Source organism: Fructobacillus durionis (assembly GCF_900112405.1).
Lineage (GTDB): Bacteria > Bacillota > Bacilli > Lactobacillales > Lactobacillaceae > Fructobacillus > Fructobacillus durionis.
Genome location: NZ_FOLI01000001.1, coordinates 112,015 through 127,914 on the forward strand (window position 1 = coordinate 112,015; position 15,900 = coordinate 127,914).

General features: G+C 46.2%; 15 protein-coding genes and 1 riboswitch. Of the genes, 11 read left to right on the forward strand and 4 right to left on the reverse strand.

Annotation, left to right across the window (positions count from 1 at the left end; all coding sequences use genetic code 11):
* Positions 1-62: 62 nt before the first annotated feature.
* From BMZ93_RS00575 to BMZ93_RS00590, 4 genes are all read left to right on the forward strand, one after another.
* The gene (locus BMZ93_RS00575; protein ID WP_091501148.1) at positions 63-692 is read left to right on the forward strand and encodes a glycoside hydrolase family 73 protein; all 630 of its coding nucleotides are present in this window, start codon (positions 63-65) and stop codon (positions 690-692) included.
* Between the two features lie 147 nt (positions 693-839).
* Complete coding sequence (gene pcrA / locus BMZ93_RS00580; protein ID WP_091501152.1) at positions 840-3,092, forward strand: DNA helicase PcrA; 2,253 nt, start codon at positions 840-842, stop codon at positions 3,090-3,092.
* Positions 3,093-3,171: 79 nt separating this feature from the next.
* A complete protein-coding gene (gene ligA, locus BMZ93_RS00585; protein WP_091501153.1) occupies positions 3,172-5,211 on the forward strand; it encodes an NAD-dependent DNA ligase LigA in 2,040 nt (679 codons plus the stop codon).
* Positions 5,212-5,246: 35 nt separating this feature from the next.
* Positions 5,247-6,386: a CamS family sex pheromone protein gene (locus BMZ93_RS00590; protein WP_091501155.1), complete on the forward strand. Its 1,140-nt coding sequence runs from the start codon at positions 5,247-5,249 to the stop codon at positions 6,384-6,386.
* 129 nt (positions 6,387-6,515) lie between these two features.
* Here the strand turns inward: BMZ93_RS00590 and BMZ93_RS00595 are convergent, their stop codons facing one another.
* Complete coding sequence (locus BMZ93_RS00595) at positions 6,516-7,373, reverse strand: hypothetical protein (protein ID WP_091501157.1); 858 nt, start codon at positions 7,371-7,373, stop codon at positions 6,516-6,518.
* A gap of 67 nt (positions 7,374-7,440) precedes the next feature.
* Positions 7,441-7,525: riboswitch (SAM riboswitch) on the forward strand.
* A gap of 78 nt (positions 7,526-7,603) precedes the next feature.
* On the opposite strand from BMZ93_RS00595, the gene metK reads away from it, so the two are divergent.
* Positions 7,604-8,764: a methionine adenosyltransferase gene (gene metK, locus BMZ93_RS00600; RefSeq protein ID WP_091501159.1), complete on the forward strand. Its 1,161-nt coding sequence runs from the start codon at positions 7,604-7,606 to the stop codon at positions 8,762-8,764.
* Between the two features lie 43 nt (positions 8,765-8,807).
* On the opposite strand, the gene BMZ93_RS00605 is transcribed toward metK, so the two are convergent.
* From BMZ93_RS00605 to BMZ93_RS00615, 3 genes are read right to left on the reverse strand one after another with little or no spacing between them, the layout of a single operon-like run.
* Positions 8,808-9,737, reverse strand: coding sequence for a hypothetical protein (locus tag BMZ93_RS00605; protein ID WP_091501161.1), 930 nt, complete (start codon positions 9,735-9,737; stop codon positions 8,808-8,810).
* A gap of 59 nt (positions 9,738-9,796) precedes the next feature.
* Positions 9,797-11,479, reverse strand: coding sequence for a ribonuclease J1 (gene rnjA, locus BMZ93_RS00610; RefSeq protein ID WP_091501163.1), 1,683 nt, complete (start codon positions 11,477-11,479; stop codon positions 9,797-9,799).
* A 4-nt stretch (positions 11,480-11,483) separates the two neighbouring features.
* Positions 11,484-11,699, reverse strand: a complete 216-nt coding sequence (locus BMZ93_RS00615; RefSeq protein ID WP_091501165.1) for an RNA polymerase epsilon subunit — start codon at positions 11,697-11,699, stop codon at positions 11,484-11,486.
* A gap of 191 nt (positions 11,700-11,890) precedes the next feature.
* Here BMZ93_RS00615 and efp point away from each other — a divergent pair, with 191 nt between their 5' ends.
* From efp to rsmA, 6 genes are all read left to right on the forward strand, one after another.
* Positions 11,891-12,451, forward strand: a complete 561-nt coding sequence (gene efp, locus BMZ93_RS00620) for an elongation factor P (protein ID WP_091501166.1) — start codon at positions 11,891-11,893, stop codon at positions 12,449-12,451.
* A 91-nt stretch (positions 12,452-12,542) separates the two neighbouring features.
* Complete coding sequence (locus BMZ93_RS00625) at positions 12,543-13,010, forward strand: Asp23/Gls24 family envelope stress response protein (protein WP_091501168.1); 468 nt, start codon at positions 12,543-12,545, stop codon at positions 13,008-13,010.
* Positions 13,007-13,420, forward strand: a complete 414-nt coding sequence (gene nusB, locus BMZ93_RS00630) for a transcription antitermination factor NusB (protein ID WP_091501170.1) — start codon at positions 13,007-13,009, stop codon at positions 13,418-13,420. The genes BMZ93_RS00625 and nusB overlap by 4 nt, the downstream gene beginning before the upstream one ends.
* Before the next feature lie 130 nt (positions 13,421-13,550).
* Positions 13,551-14,345 (forward strand): TatD family hydrolase, encoded by a 795-nt coding sequence (locus tag BMZ93_RS00635; RefSeq protein WP_091501172.1) that lies wholly within the window; start codon positions 13,551-13,553, stop codon positions 14,343-14,345.
* Complete coding sequence (gene rnmV, locus BMZ93_RS00640) at positions 14,338-14,937, forward strand: ribonuclease M5 (protein ID WP_091501174.1); 600 nt, start codon at positions 14,338-14,340, stop codon at positions 14,935-14,937. Before BMZ93_RS00635 ends, rnmV begins: the two co-directional genes overlap by 8 nt.
* Positions 14,921-15,805, forward strand: coding sequence for a 16S rRNA (adenine(1518)-N(6)/adenine(1519)-N(6))-dimethyltransferase RsmA (gene rsmA, locus BMZ93_RS00645; protein ID WP_091501176.1), 885 nt, complete (start codon positions 14,921-14,923; stop codon positions 15,803-15,805). Before rnmV ends, rsmA begins: the two co-directional genes overlap by 17 nt.
* Positions 15,806-15,900: the final 95 nt, after the last annotated feature.

Consider the following 15,900-nt stretch of genomic DNA (forward strand, 5'->3'; position numbering starts at 1 on the left):
ATTTTTACTTGGTATTAAAAAGTTGTATAGTATTTAAATGTAGAACGAGTCAGGAGGTCAGCATGGCAAAGAGAAAGCGCCGTAAGTGGTTGAAAATACCGCGGAATAAAAAAGAACGCCGTCGCTATTTTATCGCTTTGCTAGCCTTGCTAACCTTGGTTGTGGCAGCTGGGGTAATGACTCCGAAGTTTATCCAGGATCGAAAAGAAGCCCGCTTAGAGGATGAACGTTCGAAACAGTTAAAAGCGTGGGCGCCCTATGCGCAAAAAATTCAACAGCAGTATGGTATTTTTGCTTCAATTTCTCTGGCCCAGGCTGCCCTTGAATCCGATTTTGGTACATCTGAGCTAGCAACACAAGCGCATAATTTATTTGGTGTGAAGGCTTCGTCTGGGCAGCCCTCGGTGACGATGGCAACCAAGGAGTATGAAAACGGCTCTTGGGTAACCGTGAATGCCGCCTTTGTTTCTTATTCTTCCTGGCAGGCTTCGATGTTGGCTCACGCCCAATTGTTAAAGAGTGGTACTTCATGGAATCCGACGCAGTACGCCCATGTTTTGGCAGCAAAGAATTATCAAGATGCTGCTAAGGGGCTTGTAACGGATGGTTATGCGACTGATCCGGATTACGCCGAAAAATTGATTCAAGTCATTGATAAATACCACTTGCACCGTTTTGATTTAGTCAGTTGATTGACTGTATTTTTGTCCGCCTTGGCGGACTTTTTTTGTGGGAAAAGTCCTGGAGTTTGATTCTTTTTCCCCGATAGATATCAGAAGAGAAAGCGGTCTTTCTATGCTAAAATGGAAGGAGCGATATTAAGACTTTAGGATGGCAAAATGACTGTTGAAGAATTAACCAAGGGGATGAATGATAAGCAAGCCGAGGCGGTTCGAACGACCGAAGGGCCACTGCTAATTATGGCCGGAGCTGGTTCCGGTAAAACCCGTGTGCTGACACACCGTGTGGCACATTTGATTGAAGATTTAGATGTTCGTCCATGGCGAATTCTAGCGATTACCTTTACGAATAAGGCCGCCCGTGAAATGCGCGAGCGTATTGGAAAGCTGGTTGATCCAGAAGTTGCTCAGTCGGTTTGGGTTTCGACTTTTCACGCCCTGGCCGTACGAATTCTCCGTCGTGATGGGGAACAGATTGGCTTAGGAAAGAACTTTACCATTTTGGACTCGTCTGCTCAAAAGACCTTGGTAAAGCGAGTGGTCAATGAGTTGAACTTGGATTCCAATCAGTATGACCCACGAACAATTTTGGGAACCATTTCAAACGCTAAGAATGAATTGCTGACGGCAAAGGATTACGCTCAGCAGGCTGGCAACTATTATGAAGAACGGGTTGCTGAGGTCTACCGTGCCTATCAGAAGGCTTTAGCCCAAGCCCAGTCAGTCGACTTCGACGATTTGATTATGAAGACGATTGAGCTCTTTGAGAAGGCGCCGGAAGTGTTGCAGCGTTACCAAGAGCAGTTCCGTTACTTGCACGTCGATGAGTACCAGGATACCAATGACGCCCAGTATAAAATTGTTAACATGCTGGCCCAGGGTTCGCGCAACTTAGCCGTTGTTGGGGATGCCGACCAGTCCATTTACGGCTGGCGTGGTGCCAACATGCAAAACATTTTGAACTTTGAAAAGGACTGGCCCGATGCCAAGTCTGTTTTCTTGGAGCAGAACTATCGTTCAACACAAAACATTTTGGATGCCGCCAACGATGTTATTAATAATAACAACGAACGTGTGCCAAAGAAGTTGTGGACGGAAAACGGGAAGGGTGAAAAGCTGACTTACTACCGTGCTCAATCAGCTCAGGACGAGGCTTACTATGTCTTGGGTAAGATTCAAAAGTCGCAGCGGGAAGAGAAGAAGTCCTTGTCGGACTTTGCCATTCTTTACCGAACCAACGCACAATCCCGTGCGATGGAAGAAGCGCTGGTTAAGGCCAACATTCCTTACACGATTGTCGGGGGACACAAGTTCTACGACCGTAAGGAAATTTTGGACATTATGGCCTACCTGTCTTTGGTCGCCAACCCGGCTGACAATGCTGCTTTAGAACGGATTATCAACGTGCCAAAGCGTTCCATTGGTCAAACGACCCTGGACCGCCTCTTTACCTTTGCGGATTCCATTAACCTGCCAATGTTGGCCGCCATCGATCAAATCGAAATGGCACCGGACATTCGTCCAGCGGCTGCAACCAAGTTGCTCGCCTTTGCGGAAATGATTAACAACTTCCGTCAGCAGGCTGAATTCTTGGAAGTGTCTGAATTAACAGATTTGATTCTTGACCAATCGGGCTACCGTAAGGAACTTCAGCAAAAGTCCGACCCTGAATCACAGTCCCGTCTTGAAAACTTGGACGAATTTATTTCGGTTACCAAGGAATTCGAGACCAAGTATGATAAGGATGCTGAAGATGCGGTTGATCCTTTGACGGACTTCTTGGGTTCAACGGCCTTGATGGCGGATTTGGATAACGTGGAAGAGGATTCGGGAGCAGTGACGCTGATGACTCTGCACGCCGCCAAGGGATTGGAATTCCCAGTCGTCTTCTTGATTGGCTTGGAGGAAGGACTTTTCCCACTCGGACGGGCTGCACAGGACGAGGATTTGCTCGAAGAAGAGCGCCGCTTGGCATACGTTGGGATTACCCGTGCCGAGAAGAAGTTATATTTGACCAACGCCTTCTCCCGAATGCTTTACGGGAAGACGCAATCCAACCAACCTTCCCGTTTTATCGATGAAATTTCGGATGACTTGATTGAAAAGGCCTATCCAGCCGGCTCATCAGCTACTCAACCAGGATTATCATCGAAGTTTCTTCGGGCAACGGCAACGACCTACCAGGGTCGCCCTGTTCAAGCATCTGCTGTTCAAAAGTCTGAAAGTAAGACGACAGGGGCTGAAGGTGTTTCTTGGCAGGCTGGCGATAAGGTTCAGCACAAGAAGTGGGGTGTCGGAACGGTTGTTTCAGTCACCGGCTCTGCCGAAGACCAGGAGTTGAAGGTTGCCTTCCCTGAGGATGGTATCAAGCAACTCTTAGCCGCCTTTGCACCAATTACGAAGGCCAACTAAAAATTACCTTAAAAGTCCTGTCCGAAACAATCGGACAGGATTTGTACATAAGATTTAAAAAGAATGAAAGGAAGTTTTCATGCCAGAGCCAATCGACATTAAAGACCTCACGACGGAACAGGCAAAGAAGGAAATTCAGACTTTGCAGGACCGTTTGACAGATTACGGAATTGCTTACTATGAAAAAGACGCACCCTTAGTTGAAGACCACGTCTACGATGAACAGTACGCCCGCCTCCAAGCTTTGGAGCAGGCCTTTCCACAGTTTATTAGCCAGGACTCACCAACTCAAAACGTTGGTGGCGCACAGACAAAGTCCGGCTTGCCAAAGGTGCAACACCCAGTGCCCATGTTGTCATTGGGGGATGTTTTCTCGCTAGAAGAACTGCAGGAGTGGGAAGACCGAACGAAGAAGGCTTTGGGCTTTCAGCCAAAGTACAACTTGGAATTAAAGATTGATGGCTTGGCCATTAATCTGAAGTACGAACAGGGGAAGTTAGTGCAGGCTTCGACCCGTGGAAACGGGTTGGTGGGTGAAGACGTGACGGCCAACGTGATGACCATCAAGGATGTCCCAAAGACTTTGCCAGAAGCCGTAACGGTTGAAGTCCGTGGTGAGATTTACATGCCCAAGGCTTCCTTTGCCAAGTTGAACGAAGAACGGGAAGCCGAAGGTCAGGAACCTTTTGCAAACCCACGTAACGCGGCGGCAGGATCATTGCGCCAGCTCGATGCCCGTGAGACAAAGAAGCGAAATCTGTCTGCCTTTATCTATTACACAGCCGAGCCTGATCAATTGGGCGTCACCACTCAGGCCGGCTTGCTCGACCGTTTCCGTGAACTGGGGCTACCAACCAATCCGGATAACCGGGTCATTGATAAAATGTCTGAAGTTGGCCCATACTTGGAAGAGTACACTGCCAAGCGTGAAGGCCTCCCATATGGAATCGATGGTGTTGTTGTCAAAGTCAATAACTTTGACGACGAAATCGACCTAGGGAACACTGTGAAAGTCCCACGTTGGGCTATCGCTTACAAGTTTCCACCCGAAGAGGCTGAGACGGTTGTCCGCGATATTGAATGGACGGTTGGGCGAACGGGGGCGGTAACGCCAACGGCGGCCATGGATGCTGTTCAACTGGCGGGTACAACTGTTCAGCGTGCTTCCTTGCATAACCCTGATTACCTGCAAATGAAGGATGTTCGCGTGGGTGATACGGTGACTTTGCACAAGGCCGGCGACATTATTCCTGAAATTGGTCAGGTGATTTTGTCAAAGCGTCCAGCGGACTCAGAGCCTTACGAAATTCCAACGACTTGTCCAGCCTGTGGCGCCGATTTGGTCCACGTGGAAGGGGAAGTGGTGCTACGTTGTATGAACCCAGCTTGTCCTGCACAGATTCAAGAGGGTTTGACCCACTTTGCCTCACGAAACGCCATGAACATTGACGGCTTGGGTCCTCAAATTGTTTCTCAGCTATTAGACAAGAAACTGGTTAAGGACGTTGCTTCAATTTACTCATTGAACCGTGAGGAACTGCTTACTCTGGATAAGTTTAAAGAAAAGTCAGCAGACAATCTCCTGGCGGCCATCGCTGCTTCAAAGGATAATTCCGCTGACCGCTTGCTCTTTGGATTGGGCGTTCGCCTAGTTGGTGCCAAGGCTGCCAAAACTATTTTGCAAAGTCTGGGTGACCTTAGAAGGGTTTCTTCTGCTTCAGAAGAAGACATTGTCGCCATTGATGGTGTTGGTCAGGCGATTGCTGATTCACTGGTAAAGTACTTCAAGGAACCAGAAGCTCAAGCACTTTTGGCAGAGCTGGCTCAAGCTGGTGTGAACATGGCTTATCATTCAGATCAGGGACCAATTGATGAAAATTCATTTTTCTATGGTAAAAAGATTGTTTTGACTGGTAAACTAGAAGTAAGTTCGCGTTCCGAGATTGCCGCCTGGCTTGAAGGACACGGTGCTTCAGTCACTGGATCTGTTTCAAAGAAAACGGATTTGGTCATTGCCGGAACAGATGCTGGTTCAAAGCTGAAAAAAGCTGAGGACCTTGGTATCACTGTTTGGAATGAGCAGGAATTCTTAACCGCTCAGGGTAATGAAAGCAAGTAAGCTTTATTTATTATCTTTCATAAAGAGGAATATTTATGTTAAAACGCATCAAAATGAGGACCTGGATTATTATTGGACTGATTCTTGTTATCGTCCTAGGAATCTTCTTTTTCGTTGTTAATCTATCGTCACAGGGTCCTTCTACTTCAAAAACAAAGGGTGTTCAGTTAACCCAAAACGGTGCGGGACAGTACCAGACGGTTATTAAAGACGGGCATTACCTAACTTCTGCTGCTCGTGGTTTGACCGCAACTTCTCAGGGAAATGCGGTTGATACGAAGGACTTCGAGTCCGGTCTGTTGACTTTGGCAAAGAGTCATTTCAAGACTGGTCGCTATATCTTCCAAGAAGGACAGTATTTGTCATCAGATACAGTTAACAGCCTCTTGGCTCGTCAAACGGACTCGAATACGACTGGTTTGAACCCTAAGGATAACGGAAAGACTGATTCTTCCCGTAATCCAATCTATGTTCAGAGCTTAACTGAACAAGACTTCATGACTAAAGATGGTTCAAACTTGAAGTTGGCGGGGATGGTCGTCGGTGTGGCAATGAACACGCAGGATACCTACCAAAAGGAACAATATGGTGCTAATTATTATCAGAACATTTCGGAAGAAGACCGAATTGCTTATGGTAAGAAGATTGCGCCAAAGTTGATTAAGCAGATTCGTGCTCAAAACGGTGTGGCTAAGAACATTCCAATTGTGATTGCCATGTATGCGAATGCTTCTGAAGACTCACTTGGTTCAGGTAATTTCTATTCAGAAACAACTTCTAAGTCGGGAACAAACATTTCATCATGGACTGACATTGATGATAAAACCGTTGTGTTCCCTAAGGAATCTTCTGATTCGTCATCCGTTGGATCTGATGAAAACACTGGCTTCACAAACTTTAAGAATGATATTTCCAGCTTCTTCCCAAACATTGCAGGGGCAACAGCTGTTGGAAAGTTTACCAACTCAAAGTTACAGTCAATGAAGGTTACGGTAACAACGCAGTTCTTCTCACAGACAGAGATTGAAGCCTTTGCAAACTATGTCGCTTCTGCTGCTGTGAAGTTCTTACCTTCATCAGCACCCGTTCAAATTACGATTAAGACTGCTAACGAAACGCAGGCCATCCTGGTTCGTAAGTCAGATGATAAGTCTTATACAACAACCATTATGTAAAGACAAAATGAATAAAAAGCAGCGCTATCGATTAAGATAGGCTGCTTTTTTATTTATCATAAATAAAAAAACGCTAATTCAAAGATTAGCGCTTTAAAATAGTATTTAATGGAATAACAAAGTCGTTCATTATAAGGCAAGTACCGAAAGTAATAGTGCCAGCATCGCAACCATTGGTTGATAGCGATAAGTTAATGGGCGAATAAAGGATAGCGTGTAAACACCAGCGGCTAGAATGAGGGCTAAGATGCTTGCTGGTCCAAAGGAATGGAAAACAAGCAAGCGGCCAACATATAGGCCACCCGTTAGAAGCCCAAGAAGACGTCCCTGAGACTTCGGTAAGAAGAGGGCGGTCAGATAGAAGAGGCTGGCGTAAAAGAAGGTCCAGGAACCGTTTAAGAAGGTTTGGTCGACATAGTTGTTAGCTAGAAAGGCCACGCAGACCGGAACGGAAAACGTAACCAGAGAAGCGAGTGCGACTAAACCCAATCCGTTCTGTAATTGAACCATCGGGAAGGGAAGAATGGCTAAAACTAAAATCAGTAGTAGTAGCAGCACTAGAATTTCGAAACGGTTTCGCAGTGAGGATGAGAAGAGAACAACAAGCGATGCAGCCAAGAAAGCATAGATACGCCAATCCTTTTTTTCAAAACGTTCCACAATTTCTAGTGCGATTGCTGCTGCACAGAACACGGAGTAGGCTAGCAATGGCCAAACCTGTTCGAAGGTTAGCCTATTTGTTAAGGTTCCGTTCAACATTGGCTTAATCCACCAAATAGCGGTTAAGGCCAGTGTGATAACTGGCATCGTGTAGGCTTGTACTGCTGGAAGTTTCGCGTAAGGCTTAACTTCCTTATCTGCAACTTGCTCTTTTTCTTCACGCCGTCGGCTGCGGGAAAAGAAGTTTTGAGCGGCTACTGGTAGTTTGTTTTCAGCACTTTCAGTGCTTTCAGTACTCTGATTATCCATTTGTGGCTCTTCGTTCATGTCATTCCTCGAGTGTTTTCTTGTACTTTCTCATTTTATCATGTAGAATAACAAATATACATTACAACAGCTATCAAGAGCAGGGAAGTGATACAGCACGATGATCCTGCACCAACCGGCATGTGCACGGTGGTAATTCTGTAAGATAGGCAAAGTCATTGCGTCCAAAGGCTTGCTTTGGGCGCTTTTCTTTTGCTCTTATGGTTTCTGATAGTAAGGAGGAATAGGAAATGACAAAGTATTTTACAGCTGAATCGGTGGCCAATGGTCACCCTGATAAAGTCGCAGACCAGATTGCCGATGCCATCTTGGATGCGGTCCTAGAACAGGATCCGAAGGCCCGTGCCGCCATTGAAGTGACTACTTCAACTGGTGACGTCTCAATCTTCGGAGAACTTTCAACAACGGCCTATGTTAACATTCGCCAAATCGCGGTAGAAACGGTCCGTGCCATCGGTTATGACAAGCCAGAACTTGGTTTCTCAGCCGATTCCATTAACGTATCCAACAAGATTGTTGAACAGTCAGCAGATATCGCCCAGGCCGTTGATAACGCCGATGACGATCCAGACCAACTGGGTGCTGGTGACCAAGGAATGGTCTTTGGTTATGCCACAAACGAAACAGCCGACTACCTTCCATTGGCCTTGGATTTGTCCCACCAATTGATGCGCCAAATTCGTGCCGTTCGTGAAGAAGGACAGGTTGCCTACCTCCGTCCAGACGCAAAGGGCGAAGTGACTTTGGCACTGTCAGACGATGGTTCGGTTGAACGAATCGCTGCCGTTGTTTTGTCAACGCAGCACGATGCCGATGTATCACTTGAACAGCTACGTGAAGACATGAAGAAGTTGGTCATTGACCAAGTTCTGCCAGCTGATTTGGTTGATGAAGAAACGAAGTACTATATTAACCCATCCGGTCGTTTTGTTCTTGGGGGACCACAGGCTGATTCTGGCTTAACCGGTCGTAAGATTATCGTTGATACTTACGGTGGGGCTGCTCATCATGGTGGGGGCGCTTTCTCTGGTAAGGATTCAACTAAGGTTGACCGTTCTGGTGCTTACTACGCTCGTTACGTTGCGAAGAACTTGGTTGCCGCTGGTTTGGCTGATAAGGCTGAATTGCAAGTGGCTTATGCCATTGGGGTTGCTGAGCCAGTTTCATTAAACATCGAAACCTTTGGAACAGCTAAGGTTTCAGAAGACAAGATTGAAAAAGTCGTGAAGGAACTCTTTGATTTCCGTCCACTATCCATCATCCGTTCATTGGACTTGCAAAAGCCAATTTATAAGCAAACGGCCGCTTATGGTCACTTTGGCCGTCCAGACTTGGACTTGCCATGGGAGCGTTTGGACAAGGTAGACGAAATTAAGGCTGCTATTCAATAACCATTAAAAAAAGCCAGCATGTTAGTCATGCTGGCTTTTTTGTTTACTTTTTCTTTTTATTTTTGGAAAGGTTGACTGCTTCAATTACGGGATAAGTGCCAGCCATTGAGAGGGTAAAGGAGTAGGCCCCGTTTTCAAGAACGTTGCCATCTAGTTTAATACTCTCCAAATCACGGATGTGGAAGGCGGCATTGTTTCCTAATGGGAAGGAGATGAAGCCACGGCGAGAAGGGTTTTGACGGCCCTTCTTTCCCTGTAAGTAGGTTAGTAAAATCTTTGGCCAAGCCACTTGGTTGACAACACGAACTGTAAAAGGCTCCTGTTCATTATCATTGTTCAGTAGAATCTGAAGACCGAGTGTCTTTGGATTGTGCTGGTATGACGTTCCATGCCGAAGTGTCCAGGCAAAGAAAATCTTGTCCTGGTTACGAGAGAAGTTACTCCAGAAATTGAGGAACTGTTGACCGGCCTGCTTCCAAATGACTTTTTGGTTAAAGGTTGGGAGAAGGGCGGAGAAGTCTGAACCAATTTGCAAGTAATTAAAGAAGTAGCGCGCCCCCTTGGTTGGGACATCGCCCTCAATCTTTGCGATTGGACGATTGATAATCGTGTTTTGGTTCAATGAAGCGTTAATCTCAGAAAGAATTTCGTGAACCTGGAGTCCCTTTTCTGGCCAGGAGATTAATAAAAGGGGGAGTTTACGTTCCGGATTGATCGCGAGAAATCCGGAAAGAACCTCGTTAGCCGTTGCTTCGTTTCCGATGACAATGATTGGTAGATCAATGCTTTGGAAGGAGCGGGAACGGGCTACAATTTTGGCTTGTGCATAGAGGGAGTGGTGCTGTTTTTCAACACGGTAGGAGGCCATAAGACCAGCCTGTGTTAACTCTCCCTGTAATTGGTCGAGTAGTCCCTGCTTATTCTTATGGCGAATAAGAGAGGCACCGACAAAGATATGAGCTTGCGTGGGCATAAAATAGCCCTCCTAAATAATTGGTGTAAAAAAGGCATGCTATTCGCATGCCTTCGGCCTTAAACCATGATTAACATTGGGAGAATCATTGGCTTTCGGGCAGTTTCTTTATGAAGATACTTGGAAAGGTCATCGATGATGGCCTGTCGAATATCAGATTCGGAAGCATTCTTTTGAGACATTGCTTTACGAATCGTATTGAAGATGACGTGGCGACCGTCGTTAATCAAGTCACCAGACTCACGCATGTAAACGAAGCCTCGTGACAAGATATCAGGACCAGAAAGGATTTCTTTCTTCTTCAAGTCGATGGTTGCGGTTACGATAACCAAACCATCTTGTGATAGCTTGAGTCGATCGTGAAGAACCACTGAACCGATGTCACCAATTCCTGAACCGTCGATGTAAGTATCTTCGGCTGGGAAGTGTCCGGCAAGGCGAGGTGGGTTAACACCGTCCATTGCCAAAACGTCACCGTTTTCTTGGATGAAAGTGTTCTCTGCAGGTATGTCAAGTTCTTCGGCTAATCCGGCGTGAACCTTCAACATACGGAACTCACCGTGGACTGGCATGAAGTACTTAGGCTTCATCAGAGAAATCATCAACTTCTGTTCTTCTTGGCCACCGTGACCAGAAGTGTGAATGTTGTTTAGTTTTCCATGGATAACGTTGGCGCCGGCTTCTTCCAATTTGTTAATCACAGCGTTAACAGAGGCTGTGTTACCAGGAATTGGAGAAGAGGAGAAGATAACGTTATCCTTTGGCTTCAAGCGAACTTGCTTGTGAGTACCGTTGGCGATACGAGCCAAGGCAGCCATTGATTCACCCTGAGAACCAGTTGACATGATTAAGAGTTCATCATCGGGGATGTTCTTAATCTGTGACTGTTCAACGAGGGCGTCGTCAGGAATGTCCAAATAACCAAGTGCACGTCCGTTTGACATGGCGGATTCCATTGAGCGTCCGAAGACGGCAATCTTACGACCATGACGGATGGCAGCGTCCGTTGCCATCTTGATACGGTTCATGTTTGAAGCGAAGGTGGCAAAGATAATTCGACCGTGCTGCAACTGATTGAAGAGCTTGTCGACTGTCTTTTGAACCCATGCTTCGGATTTAGTCCATTCGGGACGTTCTGCGTTCGTTGAATCAGACATCAAAAGCAAAACACCTTCGTGACCAATGCGAGCCATTGACCAGAGGTTTGGCTTTTGCTTAGTGGTTGGTGTTAAATCAAACTTGAAGTCACCCGTTTCAACGATTGTTCCAACTGGTGTCTTGATAGCAATACCAAAGACATCGGGGATGGAATGGGTAGTACGGAAGAATTCAGCGGATGTCTTACCGAAGTTAATCACGGAGCCATCCGTAATTTCGTGGAGTTCCACGCGGTTTAACATTTGCTTTTCTTCTAGTTTGTTACGAATCAGGGCCATAGCAAGAGGACCTGCGTAAACTGGTACGTTCACAGCCTGCAAGAAGTAGGCGATGGCACCAATGTGGTCTTCGTGTCCGTGGGTAATGACAAGGCCTTTGACCCGGTCAATGTTTTCGACTAAGTACGAGTAGTCAGGAATGACGTAATCGATTCCTAATAGGGAATCTTCAGGAAACTTGATCCCGGCATCGACGATGACAATTTCATCTTGGTATTCGATACCATAGGTGTTTTTCCCAATTTCGCCAAGTCCCCCGAGGGCGTAGACCGCAACTTCGTTGGGCTTAATATCAATTTTTTCCATGAAATTAGTTGAACTTTGTGAATTTGAATTCTGGATCAGCCTGTTCGTACACCAGTGCTGCGTCAGAGAGTTCTTCAACTGTTTCAATGTTGTAATCAGTGTTCTTTTGAGCCATTGCATAGGCGTCAGCCTGTGAGTCAGCTTCTAAGTAGAAAGATTGTGTTAGTTCACGCTTTGGGTTGCGTTCCATACTTTCTTGGTAATAAACTTTGTAAACCATTGTGGTTCCTCCAAAATATTTAATTCTTTTTTGTCACGAATCGAAAACCTTATTTGTCATTTTACCATAGATAGAAGGAAGTGGCGACTTTTATTAGAGTAAAATCCTAGATAAAATCGGTCTGTAAACGTGCGAAATGATGATTTATTTGTTATAATAACACCAATTACGAATAAACGAGGGATATGCTCATGGCAATTGGCATGAATGATTTGAAGACAGGTTTGACAATTGAGTACTCAAACTCAATCTGGCGCGTGATTGAATTCCAACACGTGAAGCCTGGTAAAGGAGCGGCTTTTGTTCGCTCAAAGTTGAAGAACTTGCGTACTGGTGCGGTTAACGAAGTAACGTTCCGTCCTGGTGATAAGTTCGAACAAGCAGAGATTACGACACGTCCTATGTCATACTTGTACGCTGAAAACGGTGGACGAGTATTCATGGATACTGAAACATTTGAACAAATCAACATTCCTGATGACCACTTGAAGGAAGCCTTGAAGTACATGCTTGAAGGTATGGAAGTGAAGATCACAATGTATGGTTCTGAAGTGTTGGGCGCAGAATTGCCTTCTTCAGTTCAATTGAAGGTTGTTGAAACGCAACCTGGTATCAAGGGCGCAACTGCAACTGGTTCTGGTAAGCCAGCCGTTGTTGAAACAGGCGCAACGATTACGGTTCCTGACTTTGTTAACGAAGGTGAAACGATCATCGTTAACACTGAAGACGGTTCATACAAGGGTCGCGCTTAATTATGTCGACTGCTTTGCTCTGGTAAAGCAGTTTTTTGTGTTTTGTTAGACCGTCTCGACGGTTAATTTTGGTCAATCAAGGAGGAAGCCCATGGCAAAGTCAACTGATTTAACGAACAAGAACTTTTTACTGACAAAAGAGCAAATGGCTGACGGGCAGATGCTCGTTTCTAAGACTGCTCTTGAGGCGGTTGCTCAGGCAGCTGCGCAAGGCGTTGATGGGGTTGTTGCCATGCAAGCCAAGGTATATGAGCACTTGCCAAAGTACTTGACTAAGGTTGCTGGTGTGCAGCCAGCCGTTCCTGGTGTCATGATGAAGAAGGACGAACGGGGAACAATCTCTTTCGACCTTTCAGTGATTCTTGAATACGGTGCTGTTATTCCTAAGGTTGCCTTTGCTGTTCAACAGGCTGTGAAGTCTGACCTTGCGAACTTGGCTGGTTTGACAGTTGATTCTGTGAACGTGACCGTTGCTGGTTTGGTACCTGATGAAGACCACCAGACGATTGATCCAGAACACCTTTTTGATGAAAGTGCGAAGAAGGAGTCAGCAAAATGACCCAGATGTCACGACATGAGGAACGCCGTGCTGCCTTGCAAATTTTATTTGCAGCTGTCAAGGAAGTTCCTGATGACAATCAAATGGACTTGAACTACGACTTGGTATTGCGTAACGACGCCTACCAAGCATTCCTTCCACAGCTAGTGAACGGTGTTTTGGCAACATCCAAGGAATTGGATGAAAACTTGTCAAAGCACTTGGCCACTGGCTGGAAGTTGGACCGAATTTCACGTATTGATTTAGTTATCTTGCGTATTGCAGCTTACGAATTGACTTTGCCAGAACCAACTCCTTATAAGGTTGTTGTGGACGAAGCTGTTGAGCTTGCAAAGGAATTTGCAACCAAGGAAGATGCGCAGTTCGTGAACGGTGTATTGAAGAACTATGCACCTGAAAATGTTCAATAAAATTAAATAAGAGGGTCGGCTTTCAGGCCGACTTTTTTATTTGTCTTCTAATTGGTAGTTGATTCATGCTGGATAAGCGAGAGCAGGGCTATCCTGTGCTAAAATAGGAGAAGATATTTAGGAGGATTCCATGGCAATTTATCACCCAAACGAACAACCTGCACCAACTTACGATGCGCACACTCACTTAAACGATGATGCGCTTTACTTTGACGTGCCTGCCTACCTTGGCCGCGCGCATGAATTCCAAGTTTTGGAAATGAACGTGGTGGGTTATAACAAAGTCGGGAACGCTCGCGCTTTGGAAATCGCTCATGAAAACGATGGCGTCTATGCCGTTTTAGGATACCAGCCGGAAGATACGCCGGACTTCGATGATGAAGCAGCCGCTGAGTTGGAAGAACAGTTGAAGGACCCATCCGTTGTCGGTGTTGGCGAAACTGGTTTGGATTATCACTGGGACACAGACCGTGATGTACAAATGAAGTCTTTCCTTGCCCACATTGCCCTTGCAAAGAAGTACGATTTACCAGTAATTATCCACAACCGGGATGCCTTTGATGATGTTTATCGTGTCTTAAAGGAGCAGGGTGTGAAGAAGGCGATTATCCACTCCTTCTCTGGTACTGCTGAACAGGCCAAGGCCTGGGCAGACCTTGGCTATTACGTTTCATTTTCTGGCGTTGTGACCTTCAAGAAGGCCGACGATGTTCGTGAGGGTGCAAAGGTGGTGCCATTGGACCAAATGCTGGTTGAAACGGATGCCCCTTACTTGGCACCTACGCCATATCGTGGAAAGACCAATGAACCTGGTTGGACGAAGTATGTGGTGGATTCATTAGCGGAAACGCTTGAAATGGACCGGGATGAACTAGCGGCTAAGACGGTTGAAAACGCCCACCGTGCCTTTTTGAACCATGACTAAAGAGCGTGAAGACAAGCGGCCGGTTATTGACGCCGTGGTCGTTGTTGAGGGCTGGTCGGATACTCAGCGTCTGGCGCTGGCAGTTGAATGTGACACCATTGAAACGGGGGGGTCTGCGCTGGGGGATGAGGTGATTGAACGAATCCGCCTGGCCCAAGAGCGGCGGGGCGTGATTGTTCTGACCGATCCGGACTTTAACGGAAACCGTTTGCGCCAGCTGATTTTGGCGGCGGTGCCGGGAGTGACTTTGGCAAGTATCTCTAGAGATGAGGGGAGAGCTGAGAAGGATAACCCCCACAAATCCTTGGGAATCGAACATGCTCCGCTAGCTGTGTTACAGCAGGTACTGCTGGAAGCGGATAAAAAAACCAAGGGTGAAAGGCCAGAATCCGATATTGACCGTTCCTTTATGATGGCCTGTGGACTAATGGGTGGACCTGAATCACGTGAAAAGCGTCGAATTCTGGGAGATCTACTATCCATTGGGTATGGAAACGGGAAGCAGTTCTTAGCCCGCTTGCAAGCACTCGGTTACCAAAAGAAAGATTTAATTGAAGCATTAGAAGGAGGCCAGAATGGCCAAAACGATTGATATTGCATCACCTGCACGTACGCAGGCGATTTTGAACCAGTACGGACTCCGTGCTAAGAAGAAGTTTGGACAGAACTTCTTAACGGATGGCAACATTTTGTCTGGGATTGTTGATGCTGCGGAATTAACAAAGGAAGACAACGTTGTTGAAATTGGTCCTGGAATTGGTGGACTAACTGAATATTTGGCCCGCGCTGCCAAGCAGGTCTTGGCCTTTGAAATCGATCCAGACATGGTCAAGATTCTCGCTGAAACATTGGCACCATATGATAATGTCCAGGTTCTTGAACAGGATGTTTTGGAAGCGGATTTGAAGACGGTTTTGTCCGATGCCTTTGGAGAAAATGTGCCGGTCAAAGTCGTGGCGAACCTTCCTTACTACATCACGACCCCAATCCTTTTGGCCCTTTTACAAGCCGGAATTAACTGGGAAAAGTTAGTTGTAATGATGCAAAAGGAAGTAGCCGACCGCCTTTCAGCTAAGCCAGGAACCAAGGAATACGGTGTTTTGACCGTTATGCTCGATTACTATGCTTCTGTTTCGGTTGCCTTGAAAGTACCGGCTGCTGCCTTTAATCCTGCGCCCAACGTTGATTCAGCGGTTGTATCGCTGTCACCAAAACCAGCCGAGAATCCAGTGGAAGAACCAAAGCAGCTCTTCTCACTCGTGAAGGCTTGTTTTGCCCACCGTCGTAAGTCACTTTGGAATAACTTATTGCAGCGTTTCGGTAAGGAAGAAGGAACAAAAGTCAAGTTGACGGCGGCCCTCGAAAAGGCCGGAATTGAACCTGGAATTCGCGCTGAACGCTTGACGCTAGCCGAGTTCACTGACCTCTATAATGCTTTAAAAGCTGAAACAATTCTTTAAATAAAATTGAATGATTCTACATAAATCGCCCGTTCACTTGATAAATTATTAACATTAGGTTATAATCATTATTGTTAAATGAGAAAGGCGGTTCC

Coding starts and splice junctions, on each gene's coding strand:
- BMZ93_RS00575 (WP_091501148.1), top strand. CDS start 63: ATGGCAAAGAGAAAGCGCCGTAAGTGGTTGAAAATACCGCGGAATAAA.
- pcrA (WP_091501152.1), top strand. CDS start 840: ATGACTGTTGAAGAATTAACCAAGGGGATGAATGATAAGCAAGCCGAG.
- ligA (WP_091501153.1), top strand. CDS start 3,172: ATGCCAGAGCCAATCGACATTAAAGACCTCACGACGGAACAGGCAAAG.
- BMZ93_RS00590 (WP_091501155.1), top strand. CDS start 5,247: ATGTTAAAACGCATCAAAATGAGGACCTGGATTATTATTGGACTGATT.
- BMZ93_RS00595 (WP_091501157.1), bottom strand. CDS start 7,373: ATGAACGAAGAGCCACAAATGGATAATCAGAGTACTGAAAGCACTGAA.
- metK (WP_091501159.1), top strand. CDS start 7,604: ATGACAAAGTATTTTACAGCTGAATCGGTGGCCAATGGTCACCCTGAT.
- BMZ93_RS00605 (WP_091501161.1), bottom strand. CDS start 9,737: ATGCCCACGCAAGCTCATATCTTTGTCGGTGCCTCTCTTATTCGCCAT.
- rnjA (WP_091501163.1), bottom strand. CDS start 11,479: ATGGAAAAAATTGATATTAAGCCCAACGAAGTTGCGGTCTACGCCCTC.
- BMZ93_RS00615 (WP_091501165.1), bottom strand. CDS start 11,699: ATGGTTTACAAAGTTTATTACCAAGAAAGTATGGAACGCAACCCAAAG.
- efp (WP_091501166.1), top strand. CDS start 11,891: ATGGCAATTGGCATGAATGATTTGAAGACAGGTTTGACAATTGAGTAC.
- BMZ93_RS00625 (WP_091501168.1), top strand. CDS start 12,543: ATGGCAAAGTCAACTGATTTAACGAACAAGAACTTTTTACTGACAAAA.
- nusB (WP_091501170.1), top strand. CDS start 13,007: ATGACCCAGATGTCACGACATGAGGAACGCCGTGCTGCCTTGCAAATT.
- BMZ93_RS00635 (WP_091501172.1), top strand. CDS start 13,551: ATGGCAATTTATCACCCAAACGAACAACCTGCACCAACTTACGATGCG.
- rnmV (WP_091501174.1), top strand. CDS start 14,338: ATGACTAAAGAGCGTGAAGACAAGCGGCCGGTTATTGACGCCGTGGTC.
- rsmA (WP_091501176.1), top strand. CDS start 14,921: ATGGCCAAAACGATTGATATTGCATCACCTGCACGTACGCAGGCGATT.